The sequence below is a fragment of the Gemmatimonadota bacterium genome (assembly GCA_022560615.1).
Lineage (GTDB): Bacteria > Gemmatimonadota > Gemmatimonadetes > Longimicrobiales > Gaopeijiaceae > UBA1138.
This window is the reverse complement of the sequence record JADFSR010000001.1, coordinates 288,714-308,871: the sequence shown is the minus strand read 5'-3', so window position 1 is coordinate 308,871 and position 20,158 is coordinate 288,714. Positions and strand designations below refer to the sequence as shown.

At 65.4% G+C, this 20,158-nt stretch carries 20 protein-coding genes; 14 read left to right on the top strand and 6 right to left on the bottom strand.

The window, feature by feature from the left end; translation table 11 throughout:
* Nucleotides 1-138 precede the first annotated feature (138 nt).
* A complete protein-coding gene (locus tag IIB36_01415) occupies nucleotides 139-624 on the top strand; it encodes an FxsA family protein (GenBank protein MCH7530405.1) in 486 nt (161 codons plus the stop codon).
* 27 nt (nucleotides 625-651) lie between these two features.
* Here IIB36_01415 and IIB36_01410 read toward each other — a convergent pair whose 3' ends face one another.
* Nucleotides 652-2,307 (bottom strand): amidase, encoded by a 1,656-nt coding sequence (locus tag IIB36_01410; GenBank protein MCH7530404.1) that lies wholly within the window; start codon nucleotides 2,305-2,307, stop codon nucleotides 652-654.
* A 176-nt stretch (nucleotides 2,308-2,483) separates the two neighbouring features.
* Here IIB36_01410 and IIB36_01405 point away from each other — a divergent pair, with 176 nt between their 5' ends.
* The 12 genes from IIB36_01405 to IIB36_01350 all read left to right on the top strand — a co-directional run bounded on the left by IIB36_01405 (nucleotide 2,484) and on the right by IIB36_01350 (nucleotide 14,672).
* Nucleotides 2,484-3,551: a M42 family metallopeptidase gene (locus IIB36_01405; GenBank protein MCH7530403.1), complete on the top strand. Its 1,068-nt coding sequence runs from the start codon at nucleotides 2,484-2,486 to the stop codon at nucleotides 3,549-3,551.
* A gap of 155 nt (nucleotides 3,552-3,706) precedes the next feature.
* Nucleotides 3,707-4,180: a GAF domain-containing protein gene (locus IIB36_01400; GenBank protein ID MCH7530402.1), complete on the top strand. Its 474-nt coding sequence runs from the start codon at nucleotides 3,707-3,709 to the stop codon at nucleotides 4,178-4,180.
* A 104-nt stretch (nucleotides 4,181-4,284) separates the two neighbouring features.
* A complete protein-coding gene (locus IIB36_01395; protein ID MCH7530401.1) occupies nucleotides 4,285-4,932 on the top strand; it encodes an MBL fold metallo-hydrolase in 648 nt (215 codons plus the stop codon).
* Nucleotides 4,933-4,997: 65 nt separating this feature from the next.
* Complete coding sequence (locus IIB36_01390) at nucleotides 4,998-6,422, top strand: FAD-binding protein (protein MCH7530400.1); 1,425 nt, start codon at nucleotides 4,998-5,000, stop codon at nucleotides 6,420-6,422.
* On the top strand, nucleotides 6,419-7,645 hold the full coding sequence (locus tag IIB36_01385; GenBank protein MCH7530399.1) for an FAD-binding protein: 1,227 nt from the start codon (nucleotides 6,419-6,421) through the stop codon (nucleotides 7,643-7,645). Before IIB36_01390 ends, IIB36_01385 begins: the two co-directional genes overlap by 4 nt.
* An 8-nt stretch (nucleotides 7,646-7,653) precedes the next feature.
* On the top strand, nucleotides 7,654-8,979 hold the full coding sequence (locus IIB36_01380) for a 4Fe-4S dicluster domain-containing protein (protein MCH7530398.1): 1,326 nt from the start codon (nucleotides 7,654-7,656) through the stop codon (nucleotides 8,977-8,979).
* 28 nt (nucleotides 8,980-9,007) lie between these two features.
* Nucleotides 9,008-10,177, top strand: coding sequence for a M20 family metallopeptidase (locus IIB36_01375; GenBank protein ID MCH7530397.1), 1,170 nt, complete (start codon nucleotides 9,008-9,010; stop codon nucleotides 10,175-10,177).
* 163 nt (nucleotides 10,178-10,340) lie between these two features.
* A complete protein-coding gene (locus IIB36_01370; GenBank protein ID MCH7530396.1) occupies nucleotides 10,341-11,189 on the top strand; it encodes a hypothetical protein in 849 nt (282 codons plus the stop codon).
* A complete protein-coding gene (locus tag IIB36_01365; protein MCH7530395.1) occupies nucleotides 11,186-12,427 on the top strand; it encodes an FAD-dependent oxidoreductase in 1,242 nt (413 codons plus the stop codon). Before IIB36_01370 ends, IIB36_01365 begins: the two co-directional genes overlap by 4 nt.
* Nucleotides 12,424-13,527 (top strand): o-succinylbenzoate synthase, encoded by a 1,104-nt coding sequence (gene menC, locus IIB36_01360; protein ID MCH7530394.1) that lies wholly within the window; start codon nucleotides 12,424-12,426, stop codon nucleotides 13,525-13,527. The genes IIB36_01365 and menC overlap by 4 nt, the downstream gene beginning before the upstream one ends.
* 232 nt (nucleotides 13,528-13,759) lie before the next feature.
* Nucleotides 13,760-14,065, top strand: coding sequence for a hypothetical protein (locus IIB36_01355; protein MCH7530393.1), 306 nt, complete (start codon nucleotides 13,760-13,762; stop codon nucleotides 14,063-14,065).
* A gap of 22 nt (nucleotides 14,066-14,087) precedes the next feature.
* Nucleotides 14,088-14,672 carry a sce7726 family protein gene (locus IIB36_01350; protein ID MCH7530392.1) on the top strand — a complete coding sequence of 195 codons (585 nt, stop codon included), beginning with the start codon at nucleotides 14,088-14,090 and terminating at the stop codon, nucleotides 14,670-14,672.
* On the opposite strand, the gene IIB36_01345 is transcribed toward IIB36_01350, so the two are convergent.
* Genes IIB36_01345 through IIB36_01335 form a run of 3 tightly spaced genes read right to left on the bottom strand, consistent with a single transcriptional unit; the run spans nucleotide 14,638 to nucleotide 16,888 of the window.
* A complete protein-coding gene (locus IIB36_01345; GenBank protein MCH7530391.1) occupies nucleotides 14,638-15,699 on the bottom strand; it encodes a hypothetical protein in 1,062 nt (353 codons plus the stop codon). The two genes, IIB36_01350 and IIB36_01345, sit on opposite strands and share 35 nt — an antisense overlap.
* On the bottom strand, nucleotides 15,696-16,304 hold the full coding sequence (locus IIB36_01340) for a hypothetical protein (GenBank protein MCH7530390.1): 609 nt from the start codon (nucleotides 16,302-16,304) through the stop codon (nucleotides 15,696-15,698). Before IIB36_01340 ends, IIB36_01345 begins: the two co-directional genes overlap by 4 nt.
* Nucleotides 16,301-16,888 carry an ImmA/IrrE family metallo-endopeptidase gene (locus IIB36_01335; protein MCH7530389.1) on the bottom strand — a complete coding sequence of 196 codons (588 nt, stop codon included), beginning with the start codon at nucleotides 16,886-16,888 and terminating at the stop codon, nucleotides 16,301-16,303. Before IIB36_01335 ends, IIB36_01340 begins: the two co-directional genes overlap by 4 nt.
* Here IIB36_01335 and IIB36_01330 point away from each other — a divergent pair.
* The gene (locus tag IIB36_01330; protein MCH7530388.1) at nucleotides 16,808-17,083 is read left to right on the top strand and encodes a hypothetical protein; all 276 of its coding nucleotides are present in this window, start codon (nucleotides 16,808-16,810) and stop codon (nucleotides 17,081-17,083) included. The genes IIB36_01335 and IIB36_01330 overlap by 81 nt on opposite strands.
* A 415-nt stretch (nucleotides 17,084-17,498) precedes the next feature.
* Here IIB36_01330 and tadA read toward each other — a convergent pair whose 3' ends face one another.
* Nucleotides 17,499-19,256, bottom strand: a complete 1,758-nt coding sequence (gene tadA, locus IIB36_01325) for a Flp pilus assembly complex ATPase component TadA (GenBank protein ID MCH7530387.1) — start codon at nucleotides 19,254-19,256, stop codon at nucleotides 17,499-17,501.
* Between the two features lie 48 nt (nucleotides 19,257-19,304).
* Nucleotides 19,305-20,132 (bottom strand): alkaline phosphatase family protein, encoded by an 828-nt coding sequence (locus IIB36_01320; protein ID MCH7530386.1) that lies wholly within the window; start codon nucleotides 20,130-20,132, stop codon nucleotides 19,305-19,307.
* Nucleotides 20,133-20,158: the final 26 nt, after the last annotated feature.

Sequence of the window (20,158 nt, the reverse complement as noted above, 5' to 3'; positions counted from 1 at the left end):
GATTCCCCCCTGAGGCCCTTGAGGCTAGAGAGTTCACACTCGAGCGTACCCCTTGTGCCCGAGCCCGGTCCCGAGTCCTGCACACAAGTTCATCGCGGGTCTTGAACCCCGCCGGTCCTCAGGCGGGTAGTGGTTTGCATGACCACTCTTGGCCGTCTGGCTCTTCTCTTCGTCGTCGTCCCCATCATCGAGTTGATGCTGCTCATCCAGCTCGGGCAGTTCATTGGGCTCATGCCGACCCTGGCGCTGGTCGTCGCGACCGGTATCGGTGGAGCCGCGATGGCGCGAGCCGAAGGTCTGCGTGTACTCTTTCAGTTCCAAGAGGAGTTGGCCCAGGGTCGGCTGCCGGGCCAAGCGATGCTCGACGGTGCGTCGGTCCTGGTCGGTGCCGCGTTTCTGCTCACGCCGGGGGTGCTTACGGACCTGCTCGGCTTTTCGCTACTCTTTCCTCTGAGCCGACGATGGATTCAAAGGCGGTTGAAGAAGCGGCTCGAGCAGCAGATCGCGGACGGCTCGATCAGGGTCGTGGCGATGGGGCCCGGCCTGGGGTTCGGTGGCGTGGATCCGCGACAGGGACCTGAGATGGATCCCTCGAAGGGCATCGTCGTCGAGCCGAAGGAGTAGCCGAGCCTGCTCGCGCCGGAGGGGGGGCTATGCGTTCCGCAGGTCTAGCGTCGGCAGCATCCTCGCTGGCCTTCTGTGCCGCGTGGCTTGCTCGTAGGAATACGCGAGCTGGATCAGCCTGCCCTCGCTCCAGGCGCGGCCGAAGAAGAGCATCCCGATCGGCAGCCCGCGCACCGAGCCCATCGGCACCGTGATGCTCGGATATCCCGAGATCGCCGCGGGGCTGGAGGAACCCAGGCTCGACAGACCTCCGTTGATCAGGTCTGTCTTCCAAGCGGCACGTGTGGTCGCCGCCACGATCGCGTCCAGTTGGTGCTCCTCCATGAGACGGTCGATGCCTTCTTCTTGCGATAGACGCCGGGCGGTTTCCTTGAAGCCCAGATACTCCGGGTCGGTAAGCGGTCCCATTTCGTTGGCAGCGATGAGAATCTCCTGACCGAAATATGGCATCTCCCGGTCGGCATTCGCCTCGTTGAACGCGATCAGGTCCTCGAGGGTGCGCATGCCGAGCTCCGGCGAGACAGTTGAGAAGTACGCCCGCAAGTCCGCCTTGAATTCATAGAGCATCAACTGATACGCGGGAGCATTGTACTGGCTGCGGTTGTCGAGTGTGGCGGGGTCGACGATGCTCGCGCCCGCGGCCGCCATGTCGAGGATCGCCTGCTCCATGAGGTCGTCGCGGTGCCGGTCCTGCCCGAAGTAGCTGCGTTCGACGCCGATGCGCGCCCCCTGCAGGGCGTCTGAGTGGAGGAACGACGTGTAGTCCGTGCCGGCGAATGGGGCGGATGCTTGGCTCATGGGATCACGTGGGTCGGGCCCCGCCAGCGCGGTCAACATCGCTGCCGCGTCCGCCACCGTGCGCACCATCGGGCCCGCCGTGTCCTGCGTGTGGGAGATGGGGATGATACCCGAGCGGCCGACGAGGCCCACTGTGGGCTTCAGCCCGACGACGCCATTGAGGGAGGATGGGCACACGATCGAGCCGTTGGTCTCGGTACCGATCGAGCCGGCGCACAGGTTGGCCGAGGTGGCGGCACCCGACCCCGCGGATGAGCCGCACGGGTTCCGGTCGACGGCGTACGCGTTCCCGCACTGACCGCCGCGACCACTCCAGCCCGACGTCGACTCAGTGGAGCGGAAGTTGGCCCACTCGGAGAGGTTCGCCTTGGCCAGAATGATGGCGCCCGCTTCCCGCAACTGCGCGGCGACGTGGCTGTCCTGAGCGGCGACGTGGCCCTCGAGTGCGTACGAACCGGCTGTGGTCGTCATGCGGTCCGCGGTGTCGATGTTGTCCTTCACCACGATCGGGATGCCATGCAGGGGGCCACGGAGGCTCCCGCCCGCCCGTTCCTCGTCGAGCTGACGGGCGATGTCGAGTGCGTCAGGGTTTGTCTCGATGATCGCGCGAAGCTTCGGACCCTCGCGGTCCACGGCGGCGATACGGTCCAGATAGAGCTGCGTGATCTCGACCGCAGAGCGGCGGCCCGACGCCATGTCGTCCAGAAGGCCCGCGAAGGTGGCTTCTTCCAACTCGAAGGTCTCAGTGGTCCACCACGGGGCGTCGTCGGCGCCACGCATTGCCGCGGTGTTTGCCGCGGTGTCGGGAGCACAGGCCGCGGTCCCGACCGTGGCGGCGGCAGCGGCTCCCAGTCCACCGAGCTTCACGAACTCACGGCGGCCCAAGGTCATGGCCTGGCGGTCTCGCTTCTCGTCCATCGTCGCCTCCTACGGTCGCAGAGCGGTGAACGTGGAGTACGCGGGCGGGTGCGAGCAAGCTTGAAGTTCGCATAAGGGAGCCTTGGCCGCTTCAGTAGCCTCCCCATAGGTTCCCCCCCTCAACTCATTCCGTCCGGATTCCCATGAGTCACGACATCTCCTTCCTCGAGCGGCTTCTCGACGCCGCCGGGCCTTCCGGCTTCGAAGTCCGCGCGGCTCGCGTTTGGCGCGAGGACGCTGAGACCTTTGCGGACACCGTGCACACGGACGTTACGGGCAACTCGTTCGCGGTGGTGAACTCATCGGGAAGTCCGAGAGTCATGCTTGCGGGACACATCGATGAAATCGGTTTGCAGATCACTCACATCGACGATGATGGCTTCGTATACATCGCTGCGATCGGCGGGTGGGATCCGCAGGTGCTCGTCGGTCAGCGCGTCACGATCTTGAGCAAGGACGGCGACGTTGCCGGTGTGATCGGCAAGAAGGCGATCCACCTCATGGACCCCGAGGACCGCACCAAGGCGTCGGAGACGAAGAAGCTATGGGTCGACGTGGGCGCGTCCTCCAAAGACGAAATCGGCCAACTGGGCATCCGGGTCGGCGACCCCATGGTCATGTCCCAGGGGATGGTGCGCCTTGCCGGAGACAGGATCGCGAGTCGCGCCATCGATGACCGCATCGGGGCGTTCGTAGTGCTGGAGGCGATCCGTATGCTTTCCGCCGATCCGCCCGCCGCGTGTGCGACTGCGGTGGCCACCGTACAGGAGGAAATCGGGTCCGCGGGAGGTGGCGCAATGCCCAGTGCGTACGCGCTCGAGCCCGATGTCGCGATCGTCGTGGACGTGACGTTCAGTACCGACGTCCCAGACCTGGAAAAGAAGGAGTTGGGCGACCACAAGCTCGGTGGCGGTCCGGTGCTCAGCCGCGGTTCGGCTGCGCACGACGGCGTCTTCGAGATGTTGGCGTCCGTGGCTGAGGACGAGGGAATCCCCTACACGATCCAGGCGTCGCCCAAAGCGACACGCACTGACGCGGACGGGATCTTCCTCACGCGCGCGGGCGTGCCGACGGGCCTCGTATCGGTCCCGAACCGCTACATGCACTCACCGAACGAGATCATCAGCATCGAGGATCTCTTCAACTCGGCGCGCCTCATCGCCGCGTTCATCCGTCGGCTGACACCGAAAACCGACTTCACGCCGCGGTAATTGACGCTCCGATCCCCCTTCTCTACCCTTCGTGCCTCTGTCGTTGGGACCGCGGGATCCTCTCGCCCTGAGAGACGCTGACGATCGGGGTTCTTGCAGGAAGCCCACGCGGGACCGCGCTGCAGTGGGTGTGACGTTCTCATGGATGCGACAGAATGGCTTTGGATAGTGCAGAAGTGGTGCTGGCCCTACAAGAGATGCGGGAGGAGGGTTACCTCTCGGACGCGCTGCTCCGCAAAGCAGTGCGCTCGATCGACGCGGCCGATGACCGCTTCAACTGGGTCGGTGTGTATCTGCTCAACGAGGCCGAGCAGGAACTGTGGCTTCACAATTACATGGGTTCTGGCACGGACCACGCGAAGATCCCGGTGGGCACGGGTGTCTGCGGGCGCGCGGTCGCCGAGCGGACCAACCTCAATATCGCCGACGTGAGCGCCGAGGAGAATTTCCTCGTATGCTCGCCCGATACACAGTCGGAGCTAGTGGTTCTGATCCGCGCGGGTGAGGTCATCTTCGGGCAGATCGATATCGACTCGGACGATAAGGCCGCGTTCACCGAGGAAGACGAGATGGCGCTCATCAGCATTGCGGACAAACTCGCGGAGCAGCTCGCCGCGGAGCGTCGGTAGGAGTCACTGCGACGGAGCAGGCGACCTACCTGAACGCGGGTAACGCGAGCGCCTTTACGCTCGATGGGACCCGCACCTTCCTGGTAGGGAAGGACAGGGTTGCAGTGATCGATCCGGGTCCGGACGTGGAAGATCACGTCCGGGCCTTGGCTTCGGCCGTCCGGGGCGCATCGGCAAGAATGATCGTGCTGACGCACGGGCACGGTGACCATGCCGGAGCGACGCGCTCGTTGGCGGATGCGATCGGTGCGGAGGTGTGGGGTCCCAAGGGTGTGGAGCACGTCGACCACCTCCTGGGTGACGGCGACGTGGTCGAGACCGACGACGGGGAGCTCGTCGCCGTTCACACGCCGGGTCATACGGCAGAACACTTGTGCTTTTATTGGCCTCAGCGGCGCGCGCTTTTTGCCGGGGACATGTTGCTCGGACGGGGCGACACCACCTGGGTCGCCGAGTACCCCGGATGTGTCGCGGACTACTTCGACTCGATCGACCGGCTGCGGGAGCTCGACGTCTCCGTCGCATACCCCGCTCACGGCCCACCGCTGGAGGACGTGACGAAGGCGCTCGATCGCTTCGCGAGACACCGACGGATACGGGTCCGACAGGTCGAGCACGCGTTGATCGGGCACGAGAACGCGACCCCCGAGGAGTTGCTCGAGATCGTCTACGGAGGGTCGCTGCTTCCAGGCATGGACGAGCCTGCCAGACGCAGTTTGGCCGCGCTCTTGGAATACGTGAGGGACCGCTAGAGCGCCGTATCGCACCCCCCGTTGCGAGCGGGGTATGCTCGGGCATGAGCCAGCTTTTACCCTCTATGCCCTCCGCGCTCGTGCGTCGCCTGTCCGGAATTGTCGGGGCGAAGCACGTCATCACGGACCCGGATCGCCTGCTCGTATACGAGTCCGATGGCCTCACAGCGTATCGGATTACGCCCCGTGCGGTGGTGCTGCCGAACTCGACCGATGAGGTCGCCCGCGTCGTCGAGGCTCTACACGCGGAGGGGATCGAGGTCGTCCCACGAGGTGCGGGCACGGGACTGTCCGGCGGCGCCCTCGCGACCGAGAACGGCGTGGTCGTTGGCACGGCCCGCATGAACCGGATCCTGGACATCGATCCGGAGAACCGGCTCGCCCGAGTGCAGCCGGGTGTGGTCAACGCACGCCTCACGGAGGCGAGCGGTCCGCACGGGTTGTACTACGCGCCTGACCCATCGTCGCAGAGCGCCTGCACCCTGGGTGGCAACGTGGCCGAGAACTCCGGCGGACCACACTGCCTCAAGTACGGCGTCACGTCCCGGTACGTCACGGGACTCACCGTGGTACTGGCCGGAGGGCGCGTCGTTCAGCTCGGGGGTGCCGCGGGAGCTGCGTACGGGTCACTCGACCTGGTGGGGCTCTTCGTCGGTTCGGAGGGCTGCTTCGGAATCGCGACCGAGATCGAGTTGCGTCTGCTACCCATCGCGGAGGGCGTGCGCACCTTGCTCGGCATCTTCGACACCATGGAGGACGCGGGGCGTGCGGTGACCGCGATCATGGCGTCTGGTCTCATGCCGGCCGCGATCGAGATCGTGGACCAGGCCACGATCCGGGCCCTGGAGGCGAGTGTCTTCGCCGCTGGCTACCCCGTCGACGCTGCCGCTGCGCTGGTCGTCGAGTTCGACGGCACCGAGGCGGGTCTCGAGGCGGACGCGGTCAAGGCGGAAGAGTGTTGTATCGCCGAGGGTGCACGCGAGGTACAGAGGGCCACGGATGCCGAGCACCGCGCGGCGCTTTGGACGGCCCGCAAGAAGGCATTCGGCGCCATGGGGCGAATCGCGCCCGATCTGCTGGTCCAAGACGCGACGGTGCCGCGCACGAAGCTCCCGGAGGTGCTCGCACGCATCGCTCAGATCGGTGAGCGTTACGACCTCAAGATCGCGAACGTTTTCCATGCCGGAGACGGTAATCTGCACCCCAACCTCCTATTCGATCGGCAGGACGCGGACGAGCTGGACCGCGTGGAGCGCGCATCCAAGGAGATCATGCAGCTGTGCGTCGACGTGGGCGGCACGATCACCGGCGAGCACGGTGTGGGCATCGACAAGCGCGACTACATGCCACTCGTGCACAACGAGACGGAACTGGAGATGCTGCGTTCCGTGAAGCTACTCTTCGATCCCGATGAGCTCTTCAACCCGGGAAAGGTGCTTCCGAGTCGGACGTCGAGCACGAGCGAGTTGCCGGCTGGCGTGATTTCGTGACAGTGGGCAGCGCGACCCCCCTGTCCGACGTGGTTTCCGCGGAGGCGCTCGAACTTCCGCCGAGCGGCTCGGCACGGATCGCGCTTGGGCGGGAACCGGACGCGGTCGTCGCTCCCGGCTCGGTCGAAGAAGTCGTCGAGCTTCTTGCGTGGGCGCACGCCGCCGCGGTCGGGGTGATCGCGGTGGGGACCGGTGCACACCTAAGGGACCGCCGGCCCGAGCTTCCGTACATCGTGCTCTCTGCCGCGCGATTGAGCGGAGTCGAGATGTACGAGCCTGCGGATCTCACGCTGACCGCCGGGGCCGGAACCCCCCTGGCGGAGCTCGCTGGCGTGGCGGGCGAGCACCGCCAGTGGCTCCCGTTCGACCCGATGGACGTGCCAAACCGCACCTTGGGTGGACTCGCCGTGGCGGGAGTGACCGGGCCCTTGTGGGCCCTCTACGGACACGTGCGCAATCACGTGCTCGGAATGACGGTCGTGTGCGGCGACGGCCGCACGCTTCGGCTCGGTGGCCGCGTGGTGAAGAACGTCGCGGGCTTTGATCTGATCAAGCCGATGGTAGGCAGCCGCGGTCGTCTCGCGGTCGTGACGTCGGTCACGGTGCGGCTCTTTCCCGTGCCGGTGGTCGACAGGGTGCTCGTGCTCGAGGCCGCCGAGCCCGCTGCGCTGGTGCCCGCTGCCAGGGCGGTCGCGACCGCACCGACGCTTCCTGCGTCGATCGTGCTCTCTTTCTCGACCGGGGCCGCGAGCTTGCTGGTGCGCCTGCACGGTGCCGAAGACACGGTCGATGCGGACCAGCGCATGCTCGAGGCGCACGCGGGGGTCTCCTTCGCTTCGAGAGAGGGGCCGGAGGCAGAGGCATTGCTTGCCACCACCCGAGACGCCGGCGCGGACGCTGAAGTCCTGCTCCACGCCTGTACGCTGCCCTCGGAGCTAGGCGCATTGCTCGACCTGATACGAGGCACGCTCGTGGGTGTGGACAGCGTAGTCGTGGCGGACGTTGCCGAAGGCTCCGCACGGGTTGCTTTCTCTGGCGTTGCTCCAAGCGATGTCGTGCAAGCTGTACGTGCGGGAGCCGAGGCGTTGGGCGGTACCGTCGCGGTGGACCGTTGTCCCATCGACGCGAGCCCGGCGGCTCTTTCTACTCCACTCTCGCCCGCTGCCCGGGAGATCGGCGACGGGTTGAAGCGGCTCTTCGATCCCGGCGGTGTGCTACTTTGAGCCATACATTGTCGACGCTCTCCGAGGCGCTGGAGAAGCAGCGCGATCGCTTGCTCCCGTGTGTGCACTGCGGGTTTTGTCTGCCGGCTTGCCCCACGTACAACCGTCTTGGCGACGAGGCGGATTCTCCACGCGGGCGCCTGTACCTCATGAGGGCAGTTGTCGAAGGGCGGCTCGACCCCGGCTCCGACGCGTTCGCCACGCACATCGATCGATGCCTCGGGTGCCGCGCGTGTGAGCCGGTGTGTCCCTCGGGAGTCGAGTACGGTGCGCTGCTCGAGCTGGCCCGCGAAACCGTTGCTGAGCACCGTCCCTCCGGTTTCCTGACGCGCGCTCTGCTCTGGGTCTTCTCGTCCTCATTGCGGCGAGCCCTCTTCTTCATGGCGAGTCGGTCGATCCGGGGCCTCGGGGTTGCGTCGCTCGGCGCCCGCCTGATGCCGGCTGTGGGACCACCCAAGACCGCGAAGCTCGCACTCGCGATGCTCGCTTCAACGGCAGGTTGGAGCCGCCTCCGCACCTTGGGTATTGCCAAGACCGGCTCGGCCGACCTGCCGGCGAACCCGGTTGTGGCGGGTTCGCGCGGACGGGTCGCCGTGTTGATCGGCTGTGTGCAGGAGGGACTCTTCAGCCGCCTGAACCGCGCGACCGTTCGCACACTCGAGGCCAACGGCTACGAGGTGGTCCCGGTCGGCGGTCAGGATTGCTGTGGTGCGCTACACGCCCACGGAGGGGACCTCGAACAGGCGCGGGCCCTCGCGCGGGCGAACATCGCCTGCTTCGAGGCTGTCGATACCGATGCCATCGCAGTGAATACGGCAGGGTGCGGTGCCGCCATGAAGGACTATGGCGTGCTGTTGGAGAACGACCCTGAGATGTCAGCGCGAGCGAGCGAGCTCGCTGCCAAGGTGAAGGACGTCACCGAGCTGCTTGCCGATGCGGGGCCTTTGGGCGGCGCGGAAGTGACGTGCACGGTGGCGTACGATCACCCCTGCCACCTGCTGCATGCCCAGCGCGTCGAGCAGCCTCCGCTCGCGGTGCTCGCTGCCATACCGGGCACCGAGGTCCGCATCGTCGAGAAGGCGGACGAATGCTGTGGCGGAGCAGGCATCTACAGCATCACGCACCGGGAGCTCGGCGGCGAGATCGGACGGGACAAAGTGGCGGCGGTGCGCGCTTGCGCGGCGGACGCGGTCGTGACGCCCAACCCGGGCTGCATGATGCAGATCGGTGCGGGACTCCGGATGGAGGGGGCCCGAGAAGGCGTGTTGCACCCGGTCGAGCTGCTGGACGAAAGCTATCGGCGCGCCGGCTACTACCAGACCTTAGAAGGGTGATCGGAAAAGGGGCGTGGTGCCCAACACCATGAGTGATGTTTCTGCCCGAGCGCAGTCGATCCTCGAGTATCTGGCCGGGCAGCGCGACGCCATGGTCGAGATGCTCGTCTCGCTGGCGAGCAAGGAGTCGCCGAGCGACGTGGTGGCTTCCCAGGCGGCGGTGCAATCGGAGCTGTGCGAGGCCTTGTCTGAGCTGGGCTTCCGAGTGCGGCACATCTCCGGTCGTGAGACCGGTGGGCACCTGTTCGCGGTGCCTGAGAGGCGCGAGCGGGGCAGGCCTGCACAGCTGCTGATCGGGCACTCGGACACGGTTTGGCCACTCGGTACGCTGGAGTCGATGCCGGTCGTCGTCGAGAACGGCACGGTGCGCGGGCCCGGCACCTTCGACATGAAGGCCGGCATCGTTCAGGGTCTCTTCGCGCTGCGCGCGCTGCGCGACCTCGGTCATCAACCGCCTGCGACACCGATCTGGTTCATCAACTCCGACGAGGAGACCGGGAGCCCCGAGTCGAAGCGCTACGTTCGGCTGATCGCCAAGCATGTTGTGCGCACTTTCGTGCTCGAGCCGGCCTTGGGCCCGGACGGCCACCTCAAGACAGCCCGCAAAGGTGTCGGGCGCTTCAAAGTGCGGATCCACGGCAAGGCCGCTCACTCGGGGCTCGACCCCACGGGAGGGGCCTCGGCGATTCATGAGTTGATGCACGTCGTGCAACGACTTCACGCGCTCACCGATCTCGAACGTGGGGTGACTGTGAACGTCGGCGTCGTTCGGGGTGGCACGCGAGCGAACGTGATCGCGGCGGGAGCCGAGGCGGAGGTCGACGTGCGCATCGTGTCGGCATCCGATGGAGAGGCGATCGCCAAGAGCATCCGCGGACTCGAGCCGCTGACCCCCGGCACGTCGATCGAGATCGAAGGAGGCATCCAGATACCGCCGCTGGAGCGCACCGCTCGGAATCGACTGCTCTGGCGGGCCGCGATTGAGGCGGGAAGCCGTCTGGGCATCGATCTAGACGAAGACATATCGGGCGGTGGCTCCGACGGAAATACGACCAGCCAGTTCACTGCGACGCTCGACGGGCTCGGTCCCCGGGGGGACGGCGCCCACGCGCGACACGAGCACGTCGAGATCGAGGGCTTGGTCGAACGTGCGGCGCTGTTGGCGGAACTGCTCATGAGCCCGGTGGAGTCTGGCTAGTGCCCTGTCCCAGAAGTTCGCCGGCATTCGGGCACCGATGCGTTCACCCTGGCTGCGTTGCTCCTCGTCAAAATAGCTCTGCTATTCCTCCTCGTCGCGCCTTGCCAGGCCGGCGCCTCGGCACCCTCGGTGCTCGCCGAACTTCTGGGACAGGACACTAGGAATGAGCTCGCCCGGGAGCACGACCGACCTCGAGATCCGACCGCTCACCACGATCGAGGAATATCGTGCCTGCGTGGAACTCCAGGAGGAGACTTGGGGAGAGGGATTCTCGGAGGGAGTACCTCCCGCAATTCTGAAGGTCTCTCAGATACTGGGCGGTGTATGCGCCGGCGCGTACCATGCGGACGGGTGTCTGGTCGGCTTCGTGTTCGGGATGACCGGTCCGCGAGACGGCAAGCTCGTGCATTGGTCCGATATGCTCGCCGTGCGCGCGCACGCGCGCGACACGGGGCTCGGGACCCGGTTGAAGGCGTACCAGCGCGAGCAGGTCTTGGCGCGAGGTGTCGAGACGATGTACTGGACCTTCGACCCGCTGCAGTCGCGCAACGCATACCTGAACTTCAGCAAGCTCGGCATCGTCGCCCGCGAGTATGAACGCGACATGTACGGCGACACGGACTCGCCGCTGCACCGGGCCGTGGGAACCGATCGCTTCATCGCGTATTGGCTCATGAACACGGAGCGCGTCGTCGCCCGACTTGCCGGCGAGGAGCCTGGACCGAGTCACGAGGGCTTTCCTGATGCTCAGCGGGTGTTGCACGGTGATGATGTGGATGGGCTCCTTCACCCGGGCACTCCCGACCTCGGGAACCGGAGTGACCAGCTGCTCGTTGCGATTCCCGCGAACATCGTCGAGATCATGGATCGGTCTATGGATGTGGCCGTGCAGTGGAGGGGCGCCACTAGGGCGGTCTTCACGCACTATCTGAACGAAGGCTACGAGGTGCGGGAGTTGCTGCGTGCGGGGCTTATCTCCGACTACCTGCTCGTGCGCCGGGATGACACATGAGTCGCACACACATTCTGATCCTCGGGGCTGGACCTACGGGTCTGGAGGCAGGGTTGGCCGCGGTGGAGGCTGGGCTCGATTTCACGATCTTCGAGATGGCGGACGGGCCGGCTGGCAACGTGCGGTCGTGGGGGCACGTACGGACCTTCACGCCGTGGTCGATGAACGTGTCCGTGAGGGCCGGGGCGCAGCTCGCGGCCGCCGGCATCGCGGTCCCCGACGGGGATCAGTGCCCCATGGGTCATGAGCTCGTGTGGGACCTGCTGCAGCCGATCGCGGAGCTCGCCGAGGTCGCTCCGCGCATCCGCTATGGAACGCGTGTCCTCGAGATCGGTCGCGACGGGCTGTTGAAGAGCGACGAGATCGGCACCGCCCAACGCGGAGAGGCGCCTTTTCGCATTCTGGTCGAACGCGCGGGCGAAGAGAGCCTCGTCTTCGCCGACGTGGTCCTCGACTGCACGGGCAGCTACCACAACCCCAACGCTTTGGGCAGGAGCGGGATACACGCACCGGGCGAACGGTCCGTTGCCGACTCGATCGTCCGTATTTTGCCAGACGTCATCGGGAACGAGTCCGACTGGGCGGGGCAGAGGATCCTGCTGGTGGGCGAGGGCTACTCGGGGCAGACGGCCGCCCGAGATCTGGCGGAACTGTGCTCCCGGCACCCTGACACCGAAGTGACATGGGCGATCCGAAGCCAGCCGCCGAAGCTCGGGGAGGTCGCGAACGATCCGCTCCCGCAGCGCGCCGCACTCGCGGCGCACGCCCGTGGCCTGATCTCGGCCGCGACGAGCGGCACCGCGGAGGATCCGGGGATCGTGGTTCGCCTCGGCCGCTCCGTCGAGGCGCTGCGTCGAACTTCCGCCGGCATCGAGGTGACCCTTCGCGGCTCCCTGGCTGGTGAAACGGAGACCGTCGTGGTCGATCGCATCATCGCGCTCACGGGCTACGTGGGGGATCACACGATCTACCGACAGCTCCAGGTACACGAGTGCTGGGCGACGTCGGGCCCGATGAAGCTGTCGGCGGCGCTACTCGCGTCATCTTCGGTGGACTGCCTGGATCAGACGAGTCAGGGTGCCGACACGCTCAGAAACCCCGAGCCCGACTTCTTCATCCTGGGGGCCAAGTCGTACGGCCGGAACTCGACGTACCTCATGCGGGTGGGCTGGGGACAGGTGGACGAAGCCTTTTCGCTTCTCGGCAGCACCCCAGCCCTCGCCGGCGAGCGTCGATGAAGATCGAGCGTGCGGTACTGCGGCAGATTCCGCTGCGCTTGAAGGAGTACTTCGAGATCAGCAGTGGCGGCATGCAGGATCGCCGGATTCTCCTGCTGACTCTGTACTCAGAGGGCATCGAGGGATGGAGCGAATGTGTCGTGGGTGAGGACCCGGCCTACTCCTACGAGACCACGGACACCGCGTGGCACGTGCTCACGGAGTTCATCCTTCCAGCTATCGTCGGGCGGGATGCGGAAGCGCCGGAGGACATCTTGGCTCCCGTCCGTTGGGTGCGCGGCCACAACATGGCGAAGGCCGCCGTAGAGATGGCCGGCTGGGACCTCGCGGCGCGTGCCGACGGTGTCTCACTCTCCGAGAAACTGGGCGGTGATCGGGACGTCGTACCGGTCGGTGTGAGCATCGGGCTCAAGGCCACGGACGAGGAGCTACAGGAGAGTGTTGAGGGTTACCTCGACGACGGCTACGCCCGAGTGAAGATCAAGATCAAGCCGGGCCGCGACATCGAGATGCTCGCGGGGCTGCGGGAGCGGTTCCCAGACGTTGCGTTCATGGCCGACGCGAATTCGGCCTATACGCTCGACGACGTGGCTCGACTCCAGGAACTGGACGCGCTCGATCTGATGATGATCGAACAACCGCTCTCGTATGACGACTTTCTCGACCACGCACGCCTGCGGGAGCGCATCAGCACGCCGGTCTGCCTCGACGAGTCGATCAAGTCCGAAGGTGATCTGGCGCTCGCGCTGGAGTTGGGCAGCTGCCAAATCGTGAACATCAAGCCCGGTCGGGTGGGGGGGCTCGGCGTGAGCCGGCGACTGCACGACACGATGCGAGCTCGGGGCATGCCGGTCTGGTGCGGCGGCATGCTCGAGTCCGGGGTCGGGAGGGCGTACAACGTGGCGTTGGCCTCGCTTCCGGGTTTCACTCTTCCGGGGGACATCTCCGCGAGTCGACGGTACTGGGAGCAGGACATCGTCACGCCGGAGTTCGAGGTCGAAGACGGGGTCATGCGGGTACCGACTGGGGTTGGTCTGGGCGTCGAGCTCGATCTCGATCGCATCCGCGGGCTCACGGTGCGGGAGACTTCATTCACGTAGGTCCTAGAAAGTGTGATCGGAAAGGGGGGCGGGCTGCGTTGCCGTGCCACCGTGACCCACGAACCGGTAAGTACTGTCACTCATGGTGTTGGCCGCAGGGGGGTCGTGGCCTTGGAGGTCGTTTCTCCTCCTCGGACCACCGCCTTCGGCGGCGGTGCCCGAACAACTACGACTCGTTGTGGTGTCTACTCCAGGTCGGCCAGTCCGCGGTGCAGCGCGACAGGAGTTGGCGATGGCTGCGAAGAAGCCTTATAAGCACGGAAGCCACACGTTCCCACTGGAGCTTCCACCCAACCTAAACCTCGACCTTCACGCCTTTTGCACGCTCTACTTCAATGCGCCGAAGAGCGAGGTGGCCAGGCGGGCGCTCCAACGGGTCATCCAGCGCGAGACAGTCCACCCAGACAAAAAGCGCGAGTTTGAGGCCATCCGACGACGACTCTCCGGCATGACTGACGCCACGCTACAAATCGTCGAAAGGAAGGACGGTGAAGGGGAGAATGAGCTTCCGACCAGGAACGCTGATGGAAACCCGTGAAGCAGGTGCTGGAGTTCGGGCGGTGACCCCCTCGCCGCCATCCGAACTGGAGATCCGGTCGGCGCTCCGAGCTCGACTCATGCGCGCCCACGACTCCGGTGAAGACACCACCATTCTTCACGAGCTAGGCATCCGTCGCGGTCAAGTACGCATCGACCTCGCCGTCGTGAACGGCTTAATGCACGGATATGAGATAAAGTCGGACCGGGATTCCCTGCGGCGCCTGAGTGGCCAGGTTGAACTCTATAGCCAAGTGCTGGACCGAGCCACGCTTGTCGTCGGGGCCCGCCACCTCGACGATGCTGTGGGCATACTCCCTGACTGGTGGGGCGTGACGCTAATCACCTGGGAAGAGGGTACGTTGATCTTCCGCACCCTGCGTCCCGCCGAGTCCAACCCGCAGCGGGATTCTCGCGCCCTAGTTGAACTGCTGTGGCGGGACCACACGCTCGATCTTCTGGCAGAGCGGAATCTGGACATAGGAGTGCGCAGCAAGCCGCGAGCGATCCTGTGGGATCGAGCGTGCTCTCACTTCGATATCGAGGAGATTGCGTCTGCCGTTCGCTTCCACCTCAAGGCCAGAACAGCGCCGGCAACTCCTCAGTGACACACGTCAGATGATGAATGGTCCCAAGCCGCCGCCACACCTCGGCCGACCCTAATCTCGGCACACCGTTCGCGGCCTCCCACATTGATTGGCACCCACGGCAGTGTGAGCCACCGGCAAAGCGGGATCTGAGGCTGCCATACACGAGCTGAGTAGAAAGTTGTGGGAATTGCTGTTTCGCAGGAGTTTTGCGTGTGCTCTGCCCTTTGATCAGAAGCCAATCATCACTCTCCGTGTACCTGATCGACGCCGACACCGCCATCAACCGAGGATCGAAGTCCTCGACACCGGCCGGGTGCTGGATCGCGCAATCGCTGTACGTTGGAAGGCGCTCGATGTCACCCCTGAGGGCGAAAAGGCCGTCCCGCCAGGCGATCCACTCAGAGCGCTCGACTAGCACGTGAGAGTTACGACCTACCCGCCCCATGCTGGAAGGGAAGGCTGAACCCGAAACAGTAAGAGTGAGCCACCGTCTGTGGTGGGGCACGTCAGCGAGAAAAGCGTCTGTCAGCCTGAGGATGCCTTCCACAACCATGTCGTCTGCGGCGCCGAAATCGACTATCAGGTCTACTTCCTCAGGAGCCAATCCGTGGTCACCCAAGAACTCAGGAACGGTTGAGCGAAGCGTACCACGCTCGAACTCGTCACGGGTAAGTCGAAGTGCGAAACCCTGTGTTCGATAAGAGAGCGCGGCTGCAACGTCTTCCGACCGCTCTATTCCGGTGACTGGCGTGAAGGAAATGCGTTCAGCCTTCGCACGACCGAAAACCGCCGCCGAGGCGCTTGGGCCGTCAGGAGCCAGCTCGCGGGCGTCCAAGAAACAGCGGGAGTAGCCAGACAAGTTCTTGGCGAGGTCCTTGAAGGCGGTCTCGATGTGCGCCGCCAACGTCTTTTCCTTTTTCCGCTCTACTACCTCAAGCAGAGGCGTCATGTGGTCCTGCGACGCCGCGGCCACGAGCCCAAGTGCCGTCTTCTCCCCGCGCTTGACCTTCAATACCGGGACATAATGATCGGGACCAAAGCTCATCCTTCCGACTCCATTTCATGCTTCCACAAGGCCAACGGCCTCACTTCGTCAGCCAGCGTGTTGTAGTACGAAGCGAGCCCCTCCTTCGGCGTGGACTTCCCACTGAAGCATACCTTCACCATGGTGTCGAAGTCATGTAGCGGTTCGACTGCGGTCGCCACGAACCCGTCTCCGAAGCTCTCGCACAATGAGAGCAGGACCGCCTCAAGCACGATTACTCGACCGGACAACTCTGTGGCGACGTCCGGTACATTGGCAACGGCGCGCAGAGCTCGCTTATCGTGCGTCAGGACTTTTACGTTAGGTGCAGCCGCGGCCCCGAGGATCAGAGCTTCGCCCGGATCCACGTCACTGAGTGTCACGAGCTTTTCGAGAAGGTCGCCGTCCACACGCCCGAGTGCGCCCACGCTTCTTGCTACGGGCAAGAGAGCGTCGCATTTCTTGGCCCCGAAGCGTGCACGAAGTTGCCCCCGCTCCAACATGTAGGGAAGTGCTGGCAACCGGACCCAATCGGTGATGGGAATGCCCAGTGCCGAGGCGGTCGGTTTCAGCAGATTCGCTATGCCGAGCTTGCAGAAAGCGTCGGTGTCAACAGCGAGTTTCATCCGGGCGCAGGATCACCCCTGACGAGTCGCAGCAGATTGCGGTCGCTCTCTGTTGCCCCTTCCAGATCGACGTGCTGGTCCAAATGTCGTCTAAGTGATCGACTGGCCCCTTTCGCTCTATACAAGGCGTGAACGGCCATCGTGGCCATGCCATAGTCGCCCGTCTTGCGGGCCCAGGCGAAGATGCAGGCGCTGGCGTCAGCTCCGCTCGCCCGTTCCACAGCCACCGCCGTTTTCGCGAGCTGCCTGAAATCACCCGCGTCGATTGCCGGAACATCGTCATTGCCCACGAGTGTGCGGATCGCGAACTGATCCGCATCGCGCTCCATAGGGCTTTCGTCCTCGATCGCCTCGTCTTCATCGACGACGGGGCTGCCTTCCTCGCAATGATCGCCTGCAATGTGTCCAGCTTCGTGTGCGACAATGAAGGCAACTCGACCGGGCTCGTCATGCCTGTGGCCTAGGAGAATGACTGGTCTGCCCCCAACAATGCAGGCGAGGCCTTGGAAACTCGGCGCAGGCAGCAGATCGAGAGGGACGACTGGGACTCCACGGCTCCAGAGGTCCGCGAGGACGTCGTCCAAGTCAACCGGTCCGGACGCCTCGATCTGTGTGCGCCAGATCAGACCGTCCGATGGGATGGCGCGCGGTTCGACAGGATCTCTGAGAGCCCGGACAACGGCCTTCGCTACCCGGAGAGCGGTATGGATAGCCGGGGCGAGCCGGTCGCGATCAAGGTCACGCACACGACGGAGCCGCGCTCCTGGGTACACGGGTGACGAGAGCGGCTGAGCCGGATCCTTGATGACCGCAAGCGGTTGCTCCAAGAAACGAGCTATTCGCACCTCGAGATCTGGCACTAGCCCGGTATCGTTTTCACAACGTTCGTCCCACCAATCAGGAAGGATCGCCTTGTCGACGAACGCTCTGTCGAAGCCCGACTGGGACAGCCGACGAGTCAGGGTCTTGAAGTTGTGCTCTCTCAGGAGTGCCTCCCCTCGCGGTGGTTCGGGACCATAGTGGTCGTTGGCGAAACTACTCTTCGCGTACCCGTCGGCGCGAGCTGGCCTCTGGGGTGCGGCCCACCGAAGACGGGGTCATGCGGGTACCGACTGGGGTTGGTCTGGGCGTCGAGCTCGATCTCGATCGCATCCGCGGGCTCACGGTGCGGGAGACTTCATTCACCTAGCGGGTTCACGCTGCCACGCGCCGCACGCACCACGGGCAAAAACGCCAGGCCCGTTCGAGTGTTCTTCCGCAGCCGCACACACGAGCGCGCTGGTGCCCGCAAGCGGGGCACGCGAGCGCGCCGAGCGGCACTCCGGTTCCACAGGTGGCGCACGGGAGCGTACCTCCGCTCGAGGCCTGAATGAGACGCGTAATCTCGTGCGGGGTCGTGAGTCCTTCCGCCAGGACACGTCGAGCGTCCGTACCTAGCGTGCCCATCCCGGCCTCCGCCGCGAGCTGCCGAATGCGAGCGGATGGCTCTCCCCTCGAGATGGCGTCTCGCAGCGGGTCCGTGAGCGTTAGGACCTGAAATACGCCAGTCCGTCCGCGGAGTCCCTCGGCACAACGGGCACACCCCTGGCCGCGGCACTCGGTGCAGACGCGGCGTACGAGTCGCTGGGCTACGACACCTGAAAGCCCACCCCCCACGAGGAACGACGGCACGCCCATGTTCAACAGCCGGGTGACCGCGCCGGGCGCGTCGGTCGTGTGGATGGTCGAGAGGACCAGATGGCCGGTCACGGCGGCGGTCATCGCGATTTCGGCCGTCTCTCGATCACGAATCTCGCCGATCATCACGACATCCGGGTCCTGTCGGAGCACGGCCCTCAGCGCGTCGGCGAAACCGAGACCGGCTCGCCGATCGACCTGGATCTGGTTCGCGCCAGGCAGTCGATACTCGACCGGGTCCTCCAGGGTCACGACATTCTGAGTCTCACGATCCAGCTCCGACAGTGCCGCGAAGATCGTCGTGCTCTTTCCGCTGCCGGTGGGGCCAGCGACGAGGATGACCCCCTCTCCACAGAGCAGGAGGCGTCGGAGACGCGTGAGGTCCTTCGGAGCGAGACCCAATGCATCTAGGTCGGGCGGCGCGGCGCCGGGGTCCAGAATACGGACGACCGCCTTTTCGCCGCCATTCACCGGAAGTGTGCTCACGCGCAGGTTCAGCTGGCGGCCGCCCAGTTCGAGATTGATGCTCCCGTCCTGCGCTCGCCGCTTCACGGAGATGTCCATGCCGGCCATGACCTTGATGCGGGACAGCACCGCGCGCCGAGCCGCAGCCGGCAGGTCGCCAACCTGATGGAGGATGCCGTCGACACGGTGCCGCACGCGGACGTCACCACCGGTTTCCTCCACATGGATATCGCTCGCGCCGGCCTCGACCGCCGCGCGGAGTAGCGAGTCGACCAGACGCACGACCGGAGCCGCCCGCGTAGCGCGCTCCAGGTCGCTCGGCCCACTCGAGCTGTCAACGCGGAGCTCGCGGGGGAGAGCCGCGACCAGGTCCTGCATGTCGTCGGGGTAGTGAAGCTCGAGCGCCTCCTGGACGGCGTCCACGGCGGCCACGGTGGCTTCGATGCGGCGGCCCGTCTGGAAGCGCAGGTTGTCCATGGCGTTGAGGTCGAGTGGATCGGCCATCGCGATCTGGATCGTCCGGTGGCTGACTCCCAGCGGCATGACCTGATGCTCGCGTGCGAGTTCGGGTCGGACCGCCCTGAGCGCGTCTCGGCTCGGATTCAGGGGAGCTGGGACGTACTGCAAGGCGAGCTGCGTCGCGAGTGCCGAGGCCACGTGACCGGTTGTCACGCCTCCGAGGCGGACGAGTGTCTCGCCAATGCGCAGGCCGGTCGAGCGCTGCTGGGCGAGCGCCGCGTGGAGTGCTTCCTGGCCGAGGTCGGTGATCTCGACGAGCAGCTGTCCGAGGATCTTGGGTCGCGTCGTCACGCCCGGAGCATCTAGCCGACCCTGGGGCGGCGGGATGGTGTCGTGGGACTACGTATCGACTCCCAGGCAAGCAAGGATGAAGGGAGTCACCTGGCGCAGGTCGCTGAGCTCCTCCGCGTGCTCCGCGCCCGGGCCCGAAGCGATGCCGAGTGCCGGATTTCGGGTGTGTCCTGTGCGAACATCCTCGATGTTGCCGTGATCGCTGGTGACGAGCAGGAGCGTATCCGTCGCCATCTCCTGCAGCAGGCCCTCGAAGAGCCCGTCGACCCGCTGTAGCGCAGAGACCGCGGCGTCCATCGACTGTGAGTGGCCCGCAGCGTCGGTCGCGTAATGGGCGTACAGCGTCAGATCGTTATTGCTACTGATCGCGGCCAGGTTCGCGCCCGCCTCCTGAGGTGAGATCTCGGGCAGCCAGTCGTGACCGAGGTGGGTTCGCCAGCCGTCGTTCACGATCTCGCTCGACACGGCCCGGCCCTCGCCGAGCGCTTCCTCGTGGCGGTCCAGCAGGCCTGCGGCCTTGGCGGCGAGTGGAGCCGCGGCGATGAAGCGGCCCCGTCGTCCACTGCCCGGCCACCCACGGGGATACGCGTTGGCAAACGCGGCCGAGCGCCCCGCGTCGAGCGCTCGCTGCAAAACACTGCGCTGCTCGACGAGCGGCCGAAGAGCCACGGGGACCCACGGACCGAAGTGTCGCCCGTGCAGGTCGGCGGCGTTCTCACCCGTGAGCAGTGCGGTCTGCCCAGTGCCGCTCTGTGGCAAGCCTTCGATGCCGAGCGTCGCGTCGAGCGGGATCGCCAAGCCGAGGGGGCCGCTGGTTCGTGGGGTCTCGAGCGTAGGCAGACTCCCACCCATCAGCTTTAGGAAGGTGGGAATCAATCCGCGCCCCCGCGCGAACGGGTTGA